The 18,770-nt window shown below is 48.1% G+C and carries 14 protein-coding genes and 5 tRNA genes; 4 read left to right on the top strand and 15 right to left on the bottom strand.

Annotated features, from left to right (window positions below):
• Positions 1-79: 79 nt before the first annotated feature.
• Both EL633_RS10360 and EL633_RS10355 read right to left on the bottom strand, forming a co-directional pair.
• A complete protein-coding gene (locus EL633_RS10360) occupies positions 80-1,513 on the bottom strand; it encodes an APC family permease (RefSeq protein ID WP_126627099.1) in 1,434 nt (477 codons plus the stop codon).
• A 40-nt stretch (positions 1,514-1,553) separates the two neighbouring features.
• The gene (locus EL633_RS10355; RefSeq protein WP_126627098.1) at positions 1,554-2,519 is read right to left on the bottom strand and encodes an acetamidase/formamidase family protein; all 966 of its coding nucleotides are present in this window, start codon (positions 2,517-2,519) and stop codon (positions 1,554-1,556) included.
• A 216-nt stretch (positions 2,520-2,735) separates the two neighbouring features.
• Here EL633_RS10355 and radC point away from each other — a divergent pair, with 216 nt between their 5' ends.
• Entirely contained in the window at positions 2,736-3,518 is a 783-nt protein-coding gene (gene radC / locus EL633_RS10350) for a RadC family protein (protein WP_246039115.1), read from the top strand.
• A 77-nt stretch (positions 3,519-3,595) separates the two neighbouring features.
• Here the strand turns inward: radC and lon are convergent, their stop codons facing one another.
• Positions 3,596-6,457, bottom strand: a complete 2,862-nt coding sequence (lon, locus tag EL633_RS10345) for an endopeptidase La (protein WP_246039114.1) — start codon at positions 6,455-6,457, stop codon at positions 3,596-3,598.
• Positions 6,458-6,467: 10 nt separating this feature from the next.
• Entirely contained in the window at positions 6,468-6,962 is a 495-nt protein-coding gene (locus tag EL633_RS10340) for an Hsp20/alpha crystallin family protein (RefSeq protein ID WP_126627097.1), read from the bottom strand.
• Positions 6,963-7,689: 727 nt separating this feature from the next.
• On the opposite strand from EL633_RS10340, the gene EL633_RS10335 reads away from it, so the two are divergent.
• On the top strand, positions 7,690-8,172 hold the full coding sequence (locus tag EL633_RS10335) for a hypothetical protein (protein ID WP_126627096.1): 483 nt from the start codon (positions 7,690-7,692) through the stop codon (positions 8,170-8,172).
• A gap of 228 nt (positions 8,173-8,400) precedes the next feature.
• On the opposite strand, the gene EL633_RS10330 is transcribed toward EL633_RS10335, so the two are convergent.
• Both EL633_RS10330 and EL633_RS10325 read right to left on the bottom strand, forming a co-directional pair.
• The gene (locus EL633_RS10330) at positions 8,401-9,405 is read right to left on the bottom strand and encodes a hypothetical protein (RefSeq protein ID WP_126627095.1); all 1,005 of its coding nucleotides are present in this window, start codon (positions 9,403-9,405) and stop codon (positions 8,401-8,403) included.
• A gap of 426 nt (positions 9,406-9,831) precedes the next feature.
• Complete coding sequence (locus EL633_RS10325) at positions 9,832-10,281, bottom strand: hypothetical protein (RefSeq protein ID WP_126627094.1); 450 nt, start codon at positions 10,279-10,281, stop codon at positions 9,832-9,834.
• Positions 10,282-11,004: 723 nt separating this feature from the next.
• On the opposite strand from EL633_RS10325, the gene EL633_RS10320 reads away from it, so the two are divergent.
• Positions 11,005-11,715 (top strand): TetR/AcrR family transcriptional regulator, encoded by a 711-nt coding sequence (locus tag EL633_RS10320; RefSeq protein WP_126627093.1) that lies wholly within the window; start codon positions 11,005-11,007, stop codon positions 11,713-11,715.
• Between the two features lie 86 nt (positions 11,716-11,801).
• Here the strand turns inward: EL633_RS10320 and EL633_RS10315 are convergent, their stop codons facing one another.
• The 5 genes from EL633_RS10315 to EL633_RS10295 all read right to left on the bottom strand — a co-directional run bounded on the left by EL633_RS10315 (position 11,802) and on the right by EL633_RS10295 (position 16,801).
• Positions 11,802-12,128 (bottom strand): hypothetical protein, encoded by a 327-nt coding sequence (locus EL633_RS10315; RefSeq protein WP_126627092.1) that lies wholly within the window; start codon positions 12,126-12,128, stop codon positions 11,802-11,804.
• Positions 12,129-12,607: 479 nt separating this feature from the next.
• Positions 12,608-12,949 (bottom strand): hypothetical protein, encoded by a 342-nt coding sequence (locus tag EL633_RS10310; protein WP_126627091.1) that lies wholly within the window; start codon positions 12,947-12,949, stop codon positions 12,608-12,610.
• A gap of 377 nt (positions 12,950-13,326) precedes the next feature.
• Positions 13,327-16,071, bottom strand: a complete 2,745-nt coding sequence (locus tag EL633_RS10305; RefSeq protein WP_126627090.1) for an MGH1-like glycoside hydrolase domain-containing protein — start codon at positions 16,069-16,071, stop codon at positions 13,327-13,329.
• 276 nt (positions 16,072-16,347) lie between these two features.
• A tRNA-Met gene (locus tag EL633_RS10300) sits at positions 16,348-16,420 on the bottom strand.
• A gap of 156 nt (positions 16,421-16,576) precedes the next feature.
• Positions 16,577-16,801 carry a hypothetical protein gene (locus EL633_RS10295; protein WP_126627089.1) on the bottom strand — a complete coding sequence of 75 codons (225 nt, stop codon included), beginning with the start codon at positions 16,799-16,801 and terminating at the stop codon, positions 16,577-16,579.
• 159 nt (positions 16,802-16,960) lie between these two features.
• Here EL633_RS10295 and EL633_RS10290 point away from each other — a divergent pair, with 159 nt between their 5' ends.
• Entirely contained in the window at positions 16,961-18,085 is a 1,125-nt protein-coding gene (locus EL633_RS10290; RefSeq protein WP_126627088.1) for a helix-turn-helix domain-containing protein, read from the top strand.
• A gap of 65 nt (positions 18,086-18,150) precedes the next feature.
• Here the strand turns inward: EL633_RS10290 and EL633_RS10285 are convergent.
• The 4 genes from EL633_RS10285 to EL633_RS10270 form a co-directional block, all read right to left on the bottom strand.
• Positions 18,151-18,226: transfer RNA gene (locus tag EL633_RS10285), tRNA-Met, on the bottom strand.
• 35 nt (positions 18,227-18,261) lie between these two features.
• Positions 18,262-18,334, bottom strand: a tRNA-Met gene (locus tag EL633_RS10280).
• A 29-nt stretch (positions 18,335-18,363) separates the two neighbouring features.
• Positions 18,364-18,436 (bottom strand) — tRNA-Met (locus EL633_RS10275).
• A gap of 44 nt (positions 18,437-18,480) precedes the next feature.
• A tRNA-Met gene (locus EL633_RS10270) sits at positions 18,481-18,553 on the bottom strand.
• Positions 18,554-18,770 lie beyond the last annotated feature (217 nt).

The following is an 18,770-nucleotide window of genomic DNA, read 5'->3' as shown; positions in this document are numbered from 1 at the left end:
GCATAAATGCATCAAGGTCTTTATCATCAAAAAGATAAAGACCTTGATAGAATACATAACGATGCTTCAGCTGATGCGCTTAGACTTCGGCATCTTCAATATAGGCTTTGCCGCTGGCCTTTAGCGCATCACCGGAACGCCGGCTAAGGATGGTGATGATGATGATACCAATCAGCAACCAGACGCCAACAATGGGTCCCGCCAGATTCAGTGGGGCCGCCGGTAGCGGGGAGAATTGGAAGTAAAGTACAAATAACAGGATCACAAATGGGATCAATGGCACGATAATATGGCGTAGCACGCTGAACTCTGAACGATATCTACGCAGGTAGAAGAAGGGGACAGAGATACAAGTCACCATATATACCAGAATGATAGGTAAGGTGAGCACGGTTCCCAGGAACGCAAAGCCGGTCGAGGGTCCATAAGCGATACCGGGCAAGAGTGAAAAGATGACGGCGATAATCATGGCAAAAATGATCGCGACATCAGGTACACTCGAACGATTCAAATGGGCCAGGATAGGTGGTAGGGAGCGCGTACGACCCATGGCATACATCATACGTGAAGCTGCGTTGACGCCCGCATTGGCATTACCAAGCGCGCTATTCAAAATCGCCAGGATCACAATAATGTGGAAGGGGCCCCAGACGCGCGTAGCCATGGTTCCCCATGGATCAGGATCGGCACTATATGCGCTAATTCTGGCAGGACCCCAACCTATAACTCCGGCATAGGAGCAGAAAACATAAAAAATGCCAATGCCCAGGGCCGCAAAAAAGATCGCACGCGGAACCGTCTGGCGTGGATTTTTCGCTTCTTCCGCTAGCGGTGCTGAAGATTCAAAGCCAGCAAAGGCCAGCAGCACAAAGACCATCCCAAACAGTACACCCTGCCAGCCTCCTAATCTCGGCTGCAAACTTGAAGCTGGATTGAAGACAGCCAATGTATTATTGTTAGAAGTAGCAATCAACCAGATTGATAGCAGCGTAAACACCACAATCTCGATCACTCCCAGCACAATACCTGTATCGGCAGAGATCTTAATACCGAAAAAGGTCAGCGCAAAAACAATAACCGCAAAGATCATCGCCCAGACGCCCCAACCTAGCTGCACGTGAAAGATACTACTCACGAACGAATCCGCAACAGGTCCCAGGACTAGAAGCTGAAAAGGCACTATCAACAAATAGGCCAGATCAAACATCCATCCAGTTAACCAGCCAATATGAAAATTGAGCGACTCACTCACATAGGTAAAATAGCCGCCGGCCGAGGGCAAATGTCTGGCTAAAGCACCAATACTTAACGCAATAAAACAACACACGATAAGGGCAATAATAACAGCCAGAGGTAACGCGCTACCAGTAAATGGAATGGCCGCGCCAAGGCTAAATGAAACAGCCGATGCAGGTGCCATCGTAGTAATGGATTGAAACAAAACGCCGGGCAGACCAATGGTATTTGCACGTAGCTGGCCCGGTTCAGGTGAAGATGGAAATTTGTCAGACATACAATACACACCCCTTCCTACAAAACGCTAGTCTCCTGATCTACGAATTTTTGCTAAAAATGCTAAGTGGTAGGAAAGCGCCGACAAGCCAGTTAGGCATATCTACAACTTCACAGAGCTTCAAATCAACGGCCACACTACAAAGCATATAGGCCTGCTCGCGGGAGAGTTGATAGTTACTCTGAAGATGTGCAATCATATGGCGCACCGCATTACGTGTCGCCTCGACCATATCGGGTCCAATACCGTCCGTGGCATAATAAGGAGCCGTATTAGTACGGGATGTCAGGGGGCCAGCAGTCAGGAATTGAGGTTCCTGTATCTGGAGATCCTTACGAACAGTCAGGCGTACTGTAGCATGCATAGGAGCTTCAATAGCGGTCCCACAGACCTCGCCATCACCTTGCGCCGCATGCCCATCACCCATTGAATAGAGGGCGCCAGGAGCCTCTACAGGTAGATACAACCGGGCACCTTTTGTCAGATGTTTGGTATCCATGTTGCCACCATGGCGATAAGGAGGAATAGTTGAAAGCGCGCCAGCAGCCCCCGGAGCCAGCCCAATCTCACCACAGAAAGGAGCCATTGGAATACGAATACCAGGCGCGAACTCGGCCCAGCCATCCGCGCCCCCCTCAATCTTCCAGATCTTAAGGGCCGGCTCAGAAAACTCGTCGGCCAGCAGACCAAAGCCAGGAATAACAGCGGTCCAACCCCAATCCGCCGGCTGAAGATCTACGATCTCCACCTCAAGCGTATCGCCCGGCTCCGCCCCCTCAACATAGATCGGACCATTCACCTGATCAACACGAGAAAAATCAAGATGCGTGATCGCATCTACCGTACTATCAGGCCCAATCTGACCTCCGGCAGAATCCAGCAGATCAAATTCAACGATCTCACCAGACTGGATCCTACCAATGGGAGCGATACTATTATCCCAGGCCAGATGCCACTGGTTGCGATGAACGTGGATTGTCCTACCAGACTTATGTGTATCAGTCATGTTTTTATCCTTTCGGTGTCTTGCATACACTTAGAAGGGCCTACGTCTACTGCTTGCTTGAAAGCGTACCCAATTCTCATCGAAAAGGCAAGATCAATACAGCTAAATAGAGGTCGCTTCCTATTTTGCCTATTTACACCTGCTGGCAGCCCACGGTATTGTGACAGGGTAAGATTCGTGATGGTATCTCGCTAAAATGAAGGAGCAGAAGCCGCTATGATGATAAATGTATCTGCTTTAAAAGATGATGTGGATGATGTATTACCTGAGCAACCAACACCCCCGATAGAACCCTCCCCCGAACCTGTCAAGCCAGAATATCATGCCTCTGTACACGATATACCGGCCAGTGATCGCCCCCGTGAACGTTTGCAAAAGAATGGTGCGGAGATGCTCAGCACAGCTGATCTACTGGCCATCATCCTACGCACCGGCACGCAACGTGAGAATGTTATCGAGCTAGCATCCAAGCTACTCACAAAATATGGCGGCCTCTCTGGCTTAATGAGCGCTGATTTTCATGAATTAAGCACAGAGCACGGTATTGGGGCCGCAAAAACATCTCAGTTGAAGGCCGCACTGGAAATGGGAAAACGCCTGAGCGTGCTACCAACCGAGAAACGCTATCAAATAAAATCAGCCGATGACGCCGCACGCCTGGTACGTTTAGAGCTCATGTACCTGGACCATGAAGAGATGCATATTCTCTTGTTGGATACCAAAAATCAAGTCGTCGAATGCGTCAAGCGCTATAAAGGCACCGTCAATAGCTCGGTTCTGCGTATCGCCGAAATCATGCGTCCAGCTATCACCCGCAACTGTCCCCGTCTCATCGTCACCCATAATCATCCCAGCGGAGATCCCTCCCCTTCACGTGAAGACATAGACGTTACTAACCAGCTAGTCGAAGCCGGCAAAATACTCGACATCGAGCTGCTCGACCACATTATCATTGGTAATCCCCGCTACCTAAGCCTGAAAGAACATTTGCACTGGTAGATACACAAAAAAAGAGAATGCATGGGTATGCATTCTCTTTTCAAGCTCTGATTTATTACTACAGTGGCATAATATGTTTAGGCTTTAGCGGTTGCTTTTTCGCCTTTTTCGCCTTTTTCACCTTTGCGTTTGCGATGACGTCCATCGCCATTGGCTTCGGCTTTCTCATGGTGCTCATCTTCAGGCTCCAGAGCCGTATCCAGGACCTGGCGAATATCGGTGGCAAATGTGAAGTGCATTTGATCACGTAATTCGTTAGGAATGTCTTCCATGAACTCGGCTTCATTCTTGGCGGGAAGGATAACGGTACGGATACCTGAGCGATAGGCGGCCAGGACCTTCTCTTTGACGCCACCAATTGGCATGACTTTACCACGCAAGGTCATCTCACCGGTCATCGCCAGATCTGAACGTACTTTGCGTCCACTTGCCAGTGAAACCAGGACCGTGACCATGGTTACGCCGGCCGATGGTCCATCTTTGGGGATGGCTCCAGCTGGTACGTGAATATGAACGTTTTGGCCCTCGAAGACATTTTTCGGCAAACCAAGGGCCACCGCGTTAGAGCGTACATAACTGAGACCAGCGATGGCTGACTCTTTCATTACATCGCCTAATTGTCCTGTCAGGATCAAGCGTTCTTCTTTGCCGGGCATGGTGGCGGCTTCGATAAACATAATCTCACCACCGACGGGTGTCCAGGCCATACCAGTCGCGATACCGGGACGATCAATGCGCTCAACCGCCTCATCAAAGAAACGCTGACGACCCAGGTATTCCGTGACCTTCTCGGCATTCACATGGATCGGCGTCTCTAAGCCTTCAGAGACCTGGCGAGCGACTTTACGGGACAGAGAACCAATCTGGCGCTCAAGATTACGTACACCCGCCTCACGTGTATAATCACGTGTCAGACGGCGCAGTGCATCATCGTCAAGCGTCAATTCATCTTCCTTCAGTCCATTTGCCTCTAACTGCTTAGGGAGCAGATAGTTACGGGCAATATGCAGCTTCTGCTCTTCCGTATAACCGGACAGCTCAAGGATCTCCATGCGGTCACGCAGAGGAGCTGGAATTGGCTCCAGGGAATTGGCCGTGGCGATAAACATTACCTTGGAAAGATCAAAAGGTAGATCCAGGTAGTTATCACGGAAATTGTAGTTCTGTTCCGGGTCCAATACCTCAAGCAAAGCGGACGAAGGATCTCCACGCCAGTCGGCACCTACTTTATCTACCTCGTCAAGCATGATAACTGGATCATTGGCCTCGACGCGGCGTAAGGTCTGGATGATACGACCAGGCATAGCTCCGATATAGGTTCGGCGATGACCGCGAATCTCAGCCTCATCGCGAATACCACCCAGAGACATACGCGCAAACTTACGACCCAGAGCGCGGGCGATCGACTGACCAAGTGAGGTCTTACCAACACCAGGAGGGCCCACAAAACACAGAATAGGCTCCCGGTTCAACGGGCGAGCCGCCTCCTGCTCCTTGAGGGGTTGGGTAGGAGTAATATTCTCCACCTCCACATCATCCTCAATCTGCACATCCTCACGCTCACGTGCCAGTTTGTCAGAGAGACGATCCTCTTTTAAGCGCCGTACCGCCAGATATTCCAGGATACGTTCTTTGATCTTCTGTAGATCATAGTGATCCTCATCCAGGACTTCACGCGCATGAGGAACATCAATCTGGGTAGCCGTACCCTTATTCCAGGGTAGAGAGACCAGCAGCTCAACGTAGGTACGGATAATGCTATATTCAGGAGAGACCGTGGGCAACTTCTCCAGACGTGCAAGCTCGCGATTAGCCTCTTTATAGGCCTCTTCGGGCATTTTTGCCTCATCAAGCTTACGCCGCAGTTCATTGACCGTAGCCTGCTCCTCGCTCTCCTCACCCAGCTCGCGTTGAATCGCCTTCAACTGTTCGCGCAACAGATATTCCCGTTGCACCTTACCCATCTCTTCCTGGGCACTATTTTGAATCTTCTTGCCAAGTTCAAGAATTTCCAACTCATGTGACAAGAAATTACTGATCTGATTCAACTTCTCATGGACAGAATCAATCTCAAGCAACTTCTGGCGCAGCTCCAGCTCCATCTGTACAAAGGTAGCAATCACATAGACAACCTGGCGAGGCTCCTCAAGATTCAAGGTTGCCGCCGCCACGCCTTCAGGCACATTTTGCACCAGTGCCACCAGACGTTGGAAGTAAGAGATCACATTACGCTTAATCGCCTCAGTCTCAGTGTCCGCTTCCTGAATATCAGGTTTAGCCGTCACGCGCGCCTGGAGATAAGGCTCCTCCTGCGTAAACTCATCAATCGTCACGCGCTCCAGGCCCTGGACCGCAATCTGGACCGTTCCATCGGGCATGCGGAACATACGCCCGACACGGGACACAGTACCGACACGATAGATATCATCAGGACCCGCATGATCAATATCCGGCGACTTCTGAGCCACCAGCACAACCAGACGATTCCCACGCATCACATCATCAATCAAACGAATATAGCGTTCCTGCCCTACCGCAAAAGGCTGCACAGAAAAAGGATAAATCACCGTATCCTTTAAAGGCAAAATAGGCAGGATCTCAGGAATATTCAGACGTTCCTCATCCTCATGATGCTCCTGGGCATGATCAGCCGCATCTGCAGTGGAAGGTTTCTCAGCGCTAGCGGACTCATCAGCCACAGGAGTTTCCTCGGTTGGCTCCTGGGAAACAGATTCCTTTTCATCGGAGGAGGTATCCTCTGATGTATGATCATCTGAAACAGGATGTTGTTCCGAATCAGCCTGAGTATCATCAGGAAGATCCTCGGCAGGCTCATCCTGGTCAATAGGCAGATTCTCCAGAAGCTCATCTTTTGCTTCAGTGTGGGGCTCTTGCGCCTCTTGAGGATCTACCTTATGATGATTTGTAATTTTTTCCATAAAATCTTCTCTACGTATTTCGAATAATTTTACTTTTATTTTCAACACCCTGAATATGCACTTGCTCAACTTTTTTGGTGGGCAACTTTGGTAAGTCTACAGAGAGCATGCCATTTTCATAGCGGGCCGTAACAGCATCGCAATCAACGGGCTTCGGAATAAAGACCTCAACCCGGAAGGGGCCATAGCGTATCTGCGCCTCTTGATAGCTTAATCCTTCTTGAGATTCATGAAGATCAAGGCGCTCGCCACTAACGACCAACGCATCCTCGTAAAGGGTAACATCAATCTCTTCTTCTTGCATACCAGCCAGCTCAATCTTCACCCTGATCATCTCAGCCGACTCAAGGATATCGGCTAATGGACGCCACGTCGTCGATTGATGCAGGATCGATTGCTGGCTCTGGCGAAGTGCGTCATCCAAAAGCTGACGATAATGCTGCTCTAGCTGCCTTTGTGAACCTTCACGATAGCGATAGGTCACATATCGATAGCGCATGCGCATAGCTTATACCCCTATCATAAATCTAAAGGGATGGCACACGGCCTCTACTACCTTTATATATATACGAAGAACTTGCTTATAAAGCTTATCACGACAAGCACAATGAATGGAAGGAGGAGTCGTACATAATAGAAAAAGGCAAAAGGAAGCAAGCATATTCCATGCGTACAATGAAGAATGCCCGTTGCCTTTTGCCTTAATTGGCACGACATAAAAAGATGTTATGCTTTACCCGAGAGGAAGGTCCTTCTCTCCTGAGGCAAGAGCTTTCTGGCATTCCGGGCAGATATATTCATACTCGGAATTACCCTCTGAAAGTACATCAGTTTCAATCACACGAGCATAGCGAAGGCGCGTAGCCTTACCACACCGAGCACAAGTGACATACGTTTCCGTGACGGCAGTTCGTCGGGTTCCAAGAACGTCTTCCTGCATGGCCGACACCTGTCTTTCTATACTATTTCAGAAAAGGCTACATCATAAAACGTTCCATATCCATACGTATGGAACTTTGCCAGAGAACACATCAAAAGGCCTTTCTACAAGGCCTGATACCCTTGATTATGGCACGCCGTATATAAAATTGCAAGTATGTTTGACGAGTCCATATTGATATGCTACTATGTCATTATATACCTCTTGTACCAGCGGGTGTCTCTGTAGCGCGACCTCACAATCTTTGTTACAAAGTAGCTGTTATCCCTACAATGAAGAGGGCAAAAAGACGATGATCACGCAAACGCTCAAACGTTGGCTGACCTCTCTGTTCGCGTGGTGGCCCTGGAAAACATCAACCATTGCGCGTGATTCTGATCCAGCCAGTAATATGAGTTGGAAAATCACAGCCGAGTCGGCCCGGCCCTCGACTGCTAATGGTACCCAACCTGCGACTCCGATGATGGGCAACACATCTATAGCCATCGAACAAACCAGCTTCAACACCCCAACGCCAAACACTGAAATCCCACAAGATCTATCTGATCAACTGCAAGCAGAGCATAACGATAACGTACCCACCACGCCGACTATTTTTTCAAACAAAAAGACACGCAAGCTGGAGGCATCATCTTCAACTTCTAATGAAAATGAAGAGCCTTCCCTCGCCGAACGCCAACTTTTATTCCTAAACTATCTCGTCCAAAGTGGCGTCTTTAATGAGGGTTTCCAGAAAGGGCAAACACCAGCACAATATAAAGGCAAAAAGCCTTAAAACCGGGGTGCAGGGTCCTCCCTGCCGGGGTGCGGGGTGTCCCCGCAAAACCCCTTTTTTTCTTTTTGCGCGCCGCCTGCGGCGGCGCGAAAGGGAGAAAGAATGAGCGGGGACACCCCGCACCCCGGCAGGAGGGCTCGCCGCCCTCCTGCACCTCCCGCGTTGGAAGAGCGGAACCCTTTTTCAGATTTTTCAAAAATCTGGGGGGCTCATTCCAGAGACTAAATGTCATCTGGCAGCGGCCGAAAAGCCCTGTTCCTGTGCCTCTTGTTCTGAAGAAAAGTAAATGACATCAACTGGCTTGCCATCAACCTCTGACAACTGATCAAGGGGTGTTTCAACAGGATAATACTGCTTTGTGCTAGCCAATCCAACAAAAGAAGCATCCGTAGGAGTAACCTGCTCGTTCTCAACCAATTCATTGGCAGACTGTGGCGATTGCCCATTGTCATTATTTTTCACAGCCACAACACCATCAAATGGCTGCGACTCCTGTACTTTACCACCCGCAGACATTGAATAGATCGCCCCTGGACGTTGGGTGGAAGTAGCAGCGGTACGAAGAGCATCATCAGGGAGCTGGATTACTTCTTCCTCAACAATATCGACGTGCTGTAAGCGACGGCGAATCAAGAAAAAGGTCACAATGCTGGCAGCGGTTAAGCCAACGCCAAAACCTAGCGCAATCCAAAGGCTACGATCCTGTTCCGCAATATTCTTCTGGGCCAGACGACTGCGCTTAGCGATATTCTTCTGAGCTTGCCGACTACTCTTAGCAATATTCTTCTGGGCCCGGCGACTACGCTTAGCGAGTTCATTCGAAACCTCACCGCTACGCCTGGCAAACTCATTAGATACTTCACCACTGCGCTCAGCAACCACCTGCGAAAACTTGCTGCTGCGCTTCTTTAACTCCTCAGTCAACTCATTGCCACGCTTCAACAAATCTGGATTGGTCGAGTGGTCACGTAATTCAGCCAGCACATCGGAGAGGGACCCCCCAATAGACTGCAAGCGATCTTGTAAATCGGACTGCACATCATTGGCAAATGCAGTCACTTTCTCCTTGCGGTCAGCGTTTCGAATATCGGCCACAGCCTGTTCAGCCTGCTGCTGAGCGCGGATACGTTCGACCACAGACCCAACCACAGGAGCCAGGGCACTCGCCGATAACACGCCAACACGAACCCAACGGCTCGTCGTCTGTAATATATTTTTTTGATTAGAATTCATAGAACCTCCTCATTCAGAGCAATGCTACTTATGTAGAGGACACGATTCATTGCGCACTCCCGATGTAGAAAAAGGTAACATTGGCAAACCGGGGCGCTAAAATACCTTTTCAATCCCATCAATCCACGCAACAAAATCTCATTATAGGACTCAAGCATAAGTATGTCAGCTTATATCGAAATATGTCAAGAAAAGGACATATTTCTGGTGGTGCTGGATATAAAACGCACAGGTATATACTATATATTCAATTAATGCAGGATACACATAGTAAATCCATCCATTAATGAATTTATCGGAAATATGAAGAAGAAAAACAAGAAGAAAAACAAGAGGGAATCGACAAGGATGATAAGGACTGTCCCGCCGTAATCTAAAGATTCGGGATTATAGGGTAGCACTGCCAGACGATAAGCAGGAGAAAATTCAGGAAAAATCTTCCTCGGTAGAAAATTCGCTTAGTTGCAAAACCAGGCGACAGAAATGCAGCATAGCTGACGCTGATTCTAAATATGCCTCATCACTCGTCGCTAACTGCTGATTGACTGGAATGCGGCGGCGTAAAGCTCGTAAGACCACCATCACATCTTCTTTGAGAGCGGAATCCAGATCACCACGTTGCATCAATAGCACTACCTGGCTAATAATCGAATCAACTTCCTGGCGCATCATGTCCAGATCATCAATCCAGGGGTCGCCATCATCTTCCAAAGACTCGTCGCCGTTGCCCCACAATAGTGCATCCGCGAATTGTTCTCGCCGTTTAACATCGCTATGCATGGGCTTACGTCCAGGTCGTAAATGGGTTTGTGGCTCTTCTTGTTTTACACCCAACTCACTCAACAACACAGACAATTCATCTTCCCAGCCAGCCATAGAGCACCTCCTTGTGAGACACCGCAAACAGTGATCGAAACAGGAATCTCAAGACTGCAAGGTTTCGTATACACAAAAAAATTATGGTTTTTATGTAGACGGCACTAATCCTATGAGCCTGAAACCTTAACGGAAGTGTAACACAGCGTTCTAGCATTGTAAATAACCCAAATGGTTATAAGAGATGCTACCGGAGATAGGACTTTTGCGCCCCTGGAATGAAGCAAAATACAATAGCCACATGAACAGTGCAATAGATTTTTCCATTAATAAAAAAAAGACATAATGTTTAACTTGGAAATAATATGGATTTAATATAGAACTGCTAGACTACTATTGTCAGCAAAAAGCACACAGAACTTGAGTGAGTCAGGTCTGAGTATGCATGCGAGGAAAAACAAACTTTCTCTCTATTACCCTCGACAGCACCTCCCTGGCACCTCACAAAGACATGGTGGAGATTGATTTTCAATCCTCATCATGCCCCATGTGACGACGTTTTAGTACGCTCGTCGGCCGGGCGGGAAGTAGCCCCCGAACTTTCCGCCCATGGGACTAAGCAATCCCTGCACTGATCTACAAACCACTCTTCCCCCTAAAGAAACCATTATCCGCGCAAAAGCACGTGAAACACGGCATATATGTGCTTGACAGGAGATAATTTTACACTCTATACTTATCACGCGATAAGTATATGCTTGAGTAGTGTCAGGAGTGAGCCACATGCCACGTGGGCCAAAGAAAATAGCTGCACGAGAGGATAGTGAAGAGACACGCCATACTATCTTGCGGACGGCTGAACAATTATTTATGGAGTATGGCTATCGCGCCGTCTCAACGCGACAAATTGCCGATGCCTGTGGCCTGACCCAACCAGCTCTCTATCACTATTTCGCGGATAAACAGATGCTTTATGTTGAGGTGATTAAGGAGAATACCACCAAGACACAGACTGCATTGGAGCGCATTGTCCGGCGGAACGAAGGGGTTGCAGAACGCCTGAGCCTGGTTGTGCGCTATCTGCACAGCACTACCCAGCATGACATCGGCTTGATGCTCCACGACATTCAACACGAACTTAGTCCTCAGATGCAAGAATTACTCAATGATTTATTCAATACCTGTTTAATCGCACCCATTGCCTCGGTGTTCGAGGACGGTATTCGACAAGGCTTGTTACGCCATCCTCAACAAGGAGGATTAGATGCCATCAATTCAGCTTATCTCCTGATGACCATGCTGCCAAAATTCATTGACCGTCCCCAGAGTCAGGAAGGCTCTGCACTACATAGTAATCGCTATGGGGCAACCATAGAACAGGCCGAAATGGTGGTACAGGTTTTGCTGTATGGATTAGTCAGGGAACAAACCAGAGAGCAACAGATTATTACGTTAAGTGCTGATAAAAAGACCATTCCTGATAGAAATGGATAAGACAAACACATATCCCTTCCTGATATGTAGACGCTATGTCACAGTATAAGGAAGGGGTAAATATCAGAGGCACTAAAGTTGGGCGACTACTCATCCTCCAATGTACTTAGAATGGGATCTGTTTCCTCTGGAGTGCGATCTTTGCGCCGTCTGCGCAAATCAGCCGGGGTCATTGGATTGATGAAACCAATCGCAACGCGCATCAGGCCAATAAAGATCACAATTGCGCCGATGCCAATCAACAATCCTTCAGCAGAGTAGGCTCCTGAGTTTAGAAGGAGGCCTATCACAATCAGAAGACAACCGATGCCAATAATGATTAGTCCGCTCCAGGTATACTTATTCCATTTGCGCCAGACTGCCCGATCCAGAATCTCGGTTTCGGTCACAATATTAGACTGTGGATCTGTCATAGCAGAACCTCTTTTCTCATTATAAAGCTAATGAAAGCTCTATAATGCTTACTTTTTTATGCCTATGTGATCTTTAAGGTCTTGCTGTGGTATAAACAGTTTATGGTTCCCGCCTACGGCGTAGGGGGAGAGGATATTAGCGGGGGACACCCCCACGCCCCCGGCAGGAGGGCCTCGCCGGCCCTCCTGCACCTCCCGGCTTCCACCAGCCTATTTGAGATGGGGCAGATCCCTCTCACCACAGGTTGGCGAGACTTCTGCACCGCTCGATTTATACCAGCTTTAGTCGTTAAAAATCTATAGGGCATAGCGAGGACTGGATGAATAAAATGTTGTAGCTGGATAATAAGTCCTCTTGTGTCTTATACGGAACGGAAGAGAAGATAGCTACAACAGGAGATACGTTATTAGTATCCCGGTATGAATACAGGAAAATCAGTTGAATTGTTTGTCATTATACCAGAGATGCCATTACAGGTTTAATGCTGAATATTTGAGGGGGTCATCTGCAAAAAAGGGGTGAAGAGGCCGATTAATACGCCGTCTTCTTTGATAACAGTAATGCCAGATCCCTGTTTGCAATAGATGCCTTCGCCAATATCGCGGCGATTAAAGTGGCAGCGTACTCGAAAAGTGCTACCATTAGACACCAGTTCTACACAAGCCAGGCATTCACGCAAGGTAAACATTCTTCTCCATGGGGCGGTTGCATCATCTAACCAGATTTCAAGCATGAATTCTTTGGAGGATAAGTTTACATCGCTGGCATACAAAGTGTTTAGAGCTGTCCCAGGGACGAAATAGGAATAATCTTTCATCATCGTCACTTTTCTTTCATCAATTGGTAGAGAGACAATCTCATAATGTGCTCAGGCCGGACAAAAAGGCACGACTATAAAGATATCGGGATTTTTTTCGTGAGTGTTGTTTACATAGTATAAAGAAGTGTGTGCAGAATAGGGCCACCAATGGGTTTTGAGATGGCTTACGCTGCATCCTGGTTAGAGTTGTTCTAAGTTTTCTTAGTAATTTCTAAGTTAGAATATACCATACATGTATGGAAAAGTACATAGTTATTTTTAGGATTTTGTGTGCGTTGGAGTCCTCATTTTTGGCCCCTCTGTCCTTCTGATGGAAGGACAGAGGGGAAGGCAGGGTGCAGCTGCCTCCGCCGCTGCACCCTGCCGAAATAGACCCGCTATTTTTTGGCGCGTGCGGCATGCTCGCTTTGTTGTTGGATAAGCTTGGCCACCAGACCTGTCCAACCGGTCTGGTGGCTGGCACCGAGTCCGGCTCCGTTGTCCCCATGGAAGTATTCATAAAAGAGAAGCAGCTCTTTCCAATCCGGATCTTGTTGGAATGTGGTTGTATTGCCATACACGGGGCGATCGCCGGTGGCGTCCAGCTGAAAAATACTGATCAGGCGAGCGGAAAGCTCAGAGGCAACATCCCAGAGTGTCATAAACTGGCCTGAACCGGTAGGACATTCTACTTTGAAATCTTCACCCAGATATTGGTGAAATTTCTGTAGCGCTTCGATTAATAAGAAATTGATAGGAAACCAGACCGGCCCACGCCAGTTAGAGTTTCCGCCAAAATCACTGGTACGGGACTCAGCCGGAACATATTGGACTTTATATGGTTGGCCATTATTCATGGACAGATCTGGGAGAACGTAAGGATGTTGCTCATGATATTTTGAGAGCGAGCGAATACCATGAGGGCTTAGAAACTCGTTTTCGTCGAGTAATCTGGCCAGGATCCGTTTGAGGCGCTCAGGCTTCACCAGGGCCAGCATAATACCCTGCATGAAACCACTATCCATATCATCTTTGATCTCTACATCGGCATGGCTGGTCAGTTCGGTGCCCGCATGTAAAAGACTCTCAAAGCGCTGACGAAAATCCGCCAGTTTGGGTGATTGCAAAAACGCGATATCGATACCCTCAATTGCCAGCAGTGGTACCAGGCCAACCACCGAACGTAATTTCATCGAGATGAATTTCTCGCCACCAATCTCAATACCATCGGCAAGATGCAACACATCATAATAAAATCCATCCGTATCATCCCACAAACTCTCGCCATTCTCAGCACATTCATTGATAGCGCGAGCAATAAACAGAAAATGGAGCAAAAATTGGATTGCCATCTGCTCATAGCTCTCATCCTGGCTGGCCAGTTCGACGGCGATGCGCAACATACTCAGACTAAACATCCCCATCCAGCCTGTGGCATCCGATTGATCCAGATAACCACTAATACCGGTAGGAATATTGCTACGATCAAACGGACCAACATTATCCAATCCCAGGAAACCACCCTGAAAGATATCATTGCCATCAATATCCTTGCGATTCAACCACCAGGTAAAGTAGAGCGATAATTTCTGGAAGGCCTGCTCTAAAAAGAGGCGATTGCCGGTACCATACAATTTGGCTTCAATTTTATAGATACGCCAGACGGCCCAGGCCTGTACCGGTGGATTCAAGTCATTAAACGACCACTCATAAGCAGGAATCTGTCCATTTGGATGCATGCTCCACGGCTGCATAAGGGCCAGCATCTGCTGTTGGGCAAAGGCAGGATCGATCATTACCAGAGGAATAGCATGAAACGCCAGGTCCCAGGCCGCGAACCAGGGATATTCCCAGTTATCCGGCATCGAAATGATATCCTTCATAAACAGGTGTGTCCAGCTAGCATTGCGGCCAGCCTTACGTTGTGGGGGAGGAGGATAAACCGCATCACCCTTCAACCAATCTGTTACCACATAAGAATAGAACTGCTTATTCCACAACATACCGACAAAAGCCTGACGCTGAATATTACGCAGATCATCAGATAATGGAAAAGGGGTCACAGCCTGATAAAATGCGTCGGCCTCCTGCCGCCGTGTCTGTAACAAAGCCGAAAACGGCTGTTGCGCAAAAGGATTTTCTAGCGTGGCTGTATTACTCAGACGCAGACGAAGTACCCGTGTCTCACCCGCAGGAATATTCAAGCGATACAATGGAGCCGCCTTCGTACCTATCTCCAGCGGATTCACAGCGTCTTGCTGTCCATGGACAAGATAGCGCTCAAAGCCATCTTTGACATAAGCCGATGCATTGGCCCCCCAGCCAAAATGGACATTATCGGTTTCATTCTCAGTAAACAGTACACGCTCAGCCCCCTCACAATACAGACACATCATTTCCATATTCTGATCCATACCCCGGGCCTCAATAATAGCCAGATCAGACTGAGTCGCCGGCTTGAGACTCAATGTAGGTTTGGGCCGATCCGGTGACCAGGACCAGGTATTGCGAAACCAGAGCGTTGGAAGCAGACACAATGGGGCCGCCTCTGGGCCGCGATTAGTAATACTCACCTGAATCAGAATGTCCTCTGGCGTATGCTTGGCATATTCCACCAGCACATTAAAATAGCGATTTTCCGCAAAGACACCTGTATCCAGCAACTCATACTCAAAATTAGCGGGATCAGCCTTACGGCGATTATTTTCCGCGCGCAAATCATCATAAGGAAATTTCGCCTGGGGATATTTATAGAGGCACTTCATATACGCATGGCTTGGCACATTATCCAGATAGAAATAATATTCTTTAACATCCTCCCCATGATTGCCCTCATTGTTTGTCAGACCAAATAGCCGCTCCTTCAAGCGATCATCTTGTCCATTCCAGAATGTCACCGCAAAGCACAAATACTGATCGGCATCACAGAGGCCCGCGATACCATCCTCTCCCCAACGATACGCTCGGAAGCGAGCATCATCATGCGTCAAATACGTCCACGGCTGACCATCCCCGCTATAATCCTCCCGTACCGTCCCCCACTGCCGATCACTCAAATAAGGACCCCAATGCTTCCAATCGGCTATTCCCTGCTGAGTCAACGCCAACCGGCGTCCCTCCTCAGTGTCCTGAATCTGTCCCATAGTATCCTTCCTACACAATAGCAATACACAAATTCGGCGACCAGGTAATATAATCATAACACGAGCAGAGGAAACAAGAGCAGCAGCGTGCCGTTAAGAGCAGGAAGATCGCTAGCAAGTATTGCAGGTGTAGAGAGTGTGTGGGTGCGCGGCCGCGCACCCACACACTCTCTACACCTGCAACCTGGCGCCTGCGGCGCCAAAAGAAAGTGGCATAAACTTCAGCTTTTTTCACACAAAAAAAAGAGAAGCTTTTTGAGCTTCTCTTTTTATAGGTAGCGGCGACAGGAATCGAACCTGTGACACAAGGCTTATGAGTCCTTTGCTCTACCAACTGAGCTACGCCGCCAGAAAAGGCAGATCTTTGCGTTAGCAGAGATTTATCTGTCGTTTTTGGTACGGGACTATAATATCACGACTATCAATAGGATGCAAGTGGTTATAGCATGAATTTTCCTTTTTTTGAGAAAATTCATCAAGCAAGCTGCGTATGAGTGAGCTTTTTTCAGCGTACAACGCGATTATAGGTTTCAATCACAATATCAAGCGCCTGTTCTTCACCTATGAGAGTCTCTAATTTATCCTGATAAGAGCCTAAGGTATTGTATTTACGATTAATAATATCATGTCTGGCAGTAATAGCATAGCCAGACATCATTTGATGCATAGCAGTACAGACGGTTTCGATCTGCTCCCTGAGCCTCGCCACTTCGCTTCGGCTTTCAATCATGATCCTACACCCTTTCTTCCTATTAGTATTGTCAATTTCTCAATAAACTTGCTATACTAGCTAAGCCTTCAATATACAGTATTGGTCTAAAAACCTTCGTTTTACAGGACATCTATCGCTTTTGGTGTGGATAGGTAGGAATTAGGAAGAGGACATGCGATGTCAGTACATACACATAAAAGACGTAACCATTCTCCATTATCTCAAGTTGTGCGCGAATATCGCGATAAACATACCCTGACACAAGAACAATTGGCCAGTGATCTATCGGTCGATGTACGTACGTTACGGCGCTGGGAGAGTGGATCTACACTCCTCAATGATGTACGTGAGCTCCGGCGTGTGGCAACACTATTGGGTGCGGACCCCGAACGTCTGGGAATTGCCAGAAACGCATATACAGCCTTAACATTGGATCAGATAGACCTTGCCATGAACCATATATGGGATCTCACAAATCTGGCTCGAAGCTATGAAGCTAACGCACTGGTTGAACGTTTAGTACAGGACCTCAATGCACAGCTGGTCAGTGAGAATGATCTTTTTTTAGAGAAGCTGGCTCAATCTCTCCATCTCGCTGGCTATGTTAAATCAGTGATTACCCGCTCACATGACTCACAATATGCACTCAATCATTACCGAGACATGGAACGTGTGGCGCGTCTCCTGCATAATGATACATTGTTAAATATAGCTTTAACTTATGAAGGTGATATGCTCTGTCGGGGAGGTGACATTTATCAGGGCATTGAATACCTTGAAGCGGCACGCGATAAAACACCCGATGCCGATATAGCAGCACGTGGTAATGGCATTCAGTTATTAGGACGGGCCTATCTGCGCGCCAATCGCCTCAAGGAATTTGAACGGGCCATGGCGGTGGCCGAAGAACTTTCCAGCCAGATCAATCCTTTGGAAAGCAGTACCTGTGGTCAATACAGCCTGGGGACCGTCTATGAAGAATATGGTCGCAGCTATACCCATCTGGGACAAACAAAGCAAGCCATGGACTATCTGGATAAAGCCGAACAGAATCTAGAACCAACCAAACACTGGGAGATTCTCCTCAAGACGGCCCGCGCAATGGCCCTGGTACGTGGAGGTGAAATACAGGCTGGCGTAGCCCTGGCAATTGAATCTATTCAACAATGCCGGGAACATGGCACGATCCGTTTAATGGAGCGTATCTATGGCATTCAACATTACCTGGATCGCCTGACACGCGAAATCGGTAACGCGGGAGCCCCGCTACGAGAAGCCCTTGACGGTCCAATTGAATACTAACTAATACGAGCTGAAGGCAAGACATAAAAAAAGCGTCCCTTCCATATATCCTATGGAAGGGACGCTGGTAGCGGGAACAGGATTCGAACCTATGACCTCCGGGTTATGAGCCCGACGAGCTAACCACTGCTCTATCCCGCGTCAAGAAATGTCTGGTGTTATCGTAAGAACACCGATAGCGGGAACAGGATTCGAACCTGTGACCTCCGGGTTATGAGCCCGACGAGCTAACCACTGCTCTATCCCGCGTCAAAAAGGGAAGGTGTATAAAACACCGGTAGCGGGAACAGGATTCGAACCTGTGACCTCCGGGTTATGAGCCCGACGAGCTAACCACTGCTCTATCCCGCGTCAAAAATTGGTACGTAAAAATGAGTAAGTATATAAGAAACGAATAGCGGGAACAGGATTCGAACCTATGACCTCCGGGTTATGAGCCCGACGAGCTAACCACTGCTCTATCCCGCGACAACTCCAATAGGATACACCAAACACCTCGTGATGTCAAGTAGTTATTAGGGATTGCTTCATGAGGGCCGCGAAGAGCAAATCTTATCACATTTGCTCATTGACAAACGTATAGAAATTCTAGTATGCTCTAGAAAGAATACTGTTTTTTCAAATTCTGGCTCGTCCAGTCAAGGAGGTGCAGTTTTATGGCCAAGCACACTTATTCAACAACTGT

This window comes from Dictyobacter alpinus (assembly GCF_003967575.1).
In the GTDB taxonomy this organism is placed as follows: Bacteria; Chloroflexota; Ktedonobacteria; order Ktedonobacterales; family Ktedonobacteraceae; genus Dictyobacter; species Dictyobacter alpinus.
This window is presented reverse-complemented; position numbering and strand designations above follow the sequence as displayed.

Coding starts and splice junctions, on each gene's coding strand:
- EL633_RS10360 (WP_126627099.1), bottom strand. CDS start 1,513: ATGTCTGACAAATTTCCATCTTCACCTGAACCGGGCCAGCTACGTGCA.
- EL633_RS10355 (WP_126627098.1), bottom strand. CDS start 2,519: ATGACTGATACACATAAGTCTGGTAGGACAATCCACGTTCATCGCAAC.
- radC (WP_246039115.1), top strand. CDS start 2,736: ATGATGATAAATGTATCTGCTTTAAAAGATGATGTGGATGATGTATTA.
- lon (WP_246039114.1), bottom strand. CDS start 6,457: ATGGAAAAAATTACAAATCATCATAAGGTAGATCCTCAAGAGGCGCAA.
- EL633_RS10340 (WP_126627097.1), bottom strand. CDS start 6,962: ATGCGCATGCGCTATCGATATGTGACCTATCGCTATCGTGAAGGTTCA.
- EL633_RS10335 (WP_126627096.1), top strand. CDS start 7,690: ATGATCACGCAAACGCTCAAACGTTGGCTGACCTCTCTGTTCGCGTGG.
- EL633_RS10330 (WP_126627095.1), bottom strand. CDS start 9,405: ATGAATTCTAATCAAAAAAATATATTACAGACGACGAGCCGTTGGGTT.
- EL633_RS10325 (WP_126627094.1), bottom strand. CDS start 10,281: ATGGCTGGCTGGGAAGATGAATTGTCTGTGTTGTTGAGTGAGTTGGGT.
- EL633_RS10320 (WP_126627093.1), top strand. CDS start 11,005: ATGCCACGTGGGCCAAAGAAAATAGCTGCACGAGAGGATAGTGAAGAG.
- EL633_RS10315 (WP_126627092.1), bottom strand. CDS start 12,128: ATGACAGATCCACAGTCTAATATTGTGACCGAAACCGAGATTCTGGAT.
- EL633_RS10310 (WP_126627091.1), bottom strand. CDS start 12,949: ATGATGAAAGATTATTCCTATTTCGTCCCTGGGACAGCTCTAAACACT.
- EL633_RS10305 (WP_126627090.1), bottom strand. CDS start 16,071: ATGGGACAGATTCAGGACACTGAGGAGGGACGCCGGTTGGCGTTGACT.
- EL633_RS10295 (WP_126627089.1), bottom strand. CDS start 16,801: ATGATTGAAAGCCGAAGCGAAGTGGCGAGGCTCAGGGAGCAGATCGAA.
- EL633_RS10290 (WP_126627088.1), top strand. CDS start 16,961: ATGTCAGTACATACACATAAAAGACGTAACCATTCTCCATTATCTCAA.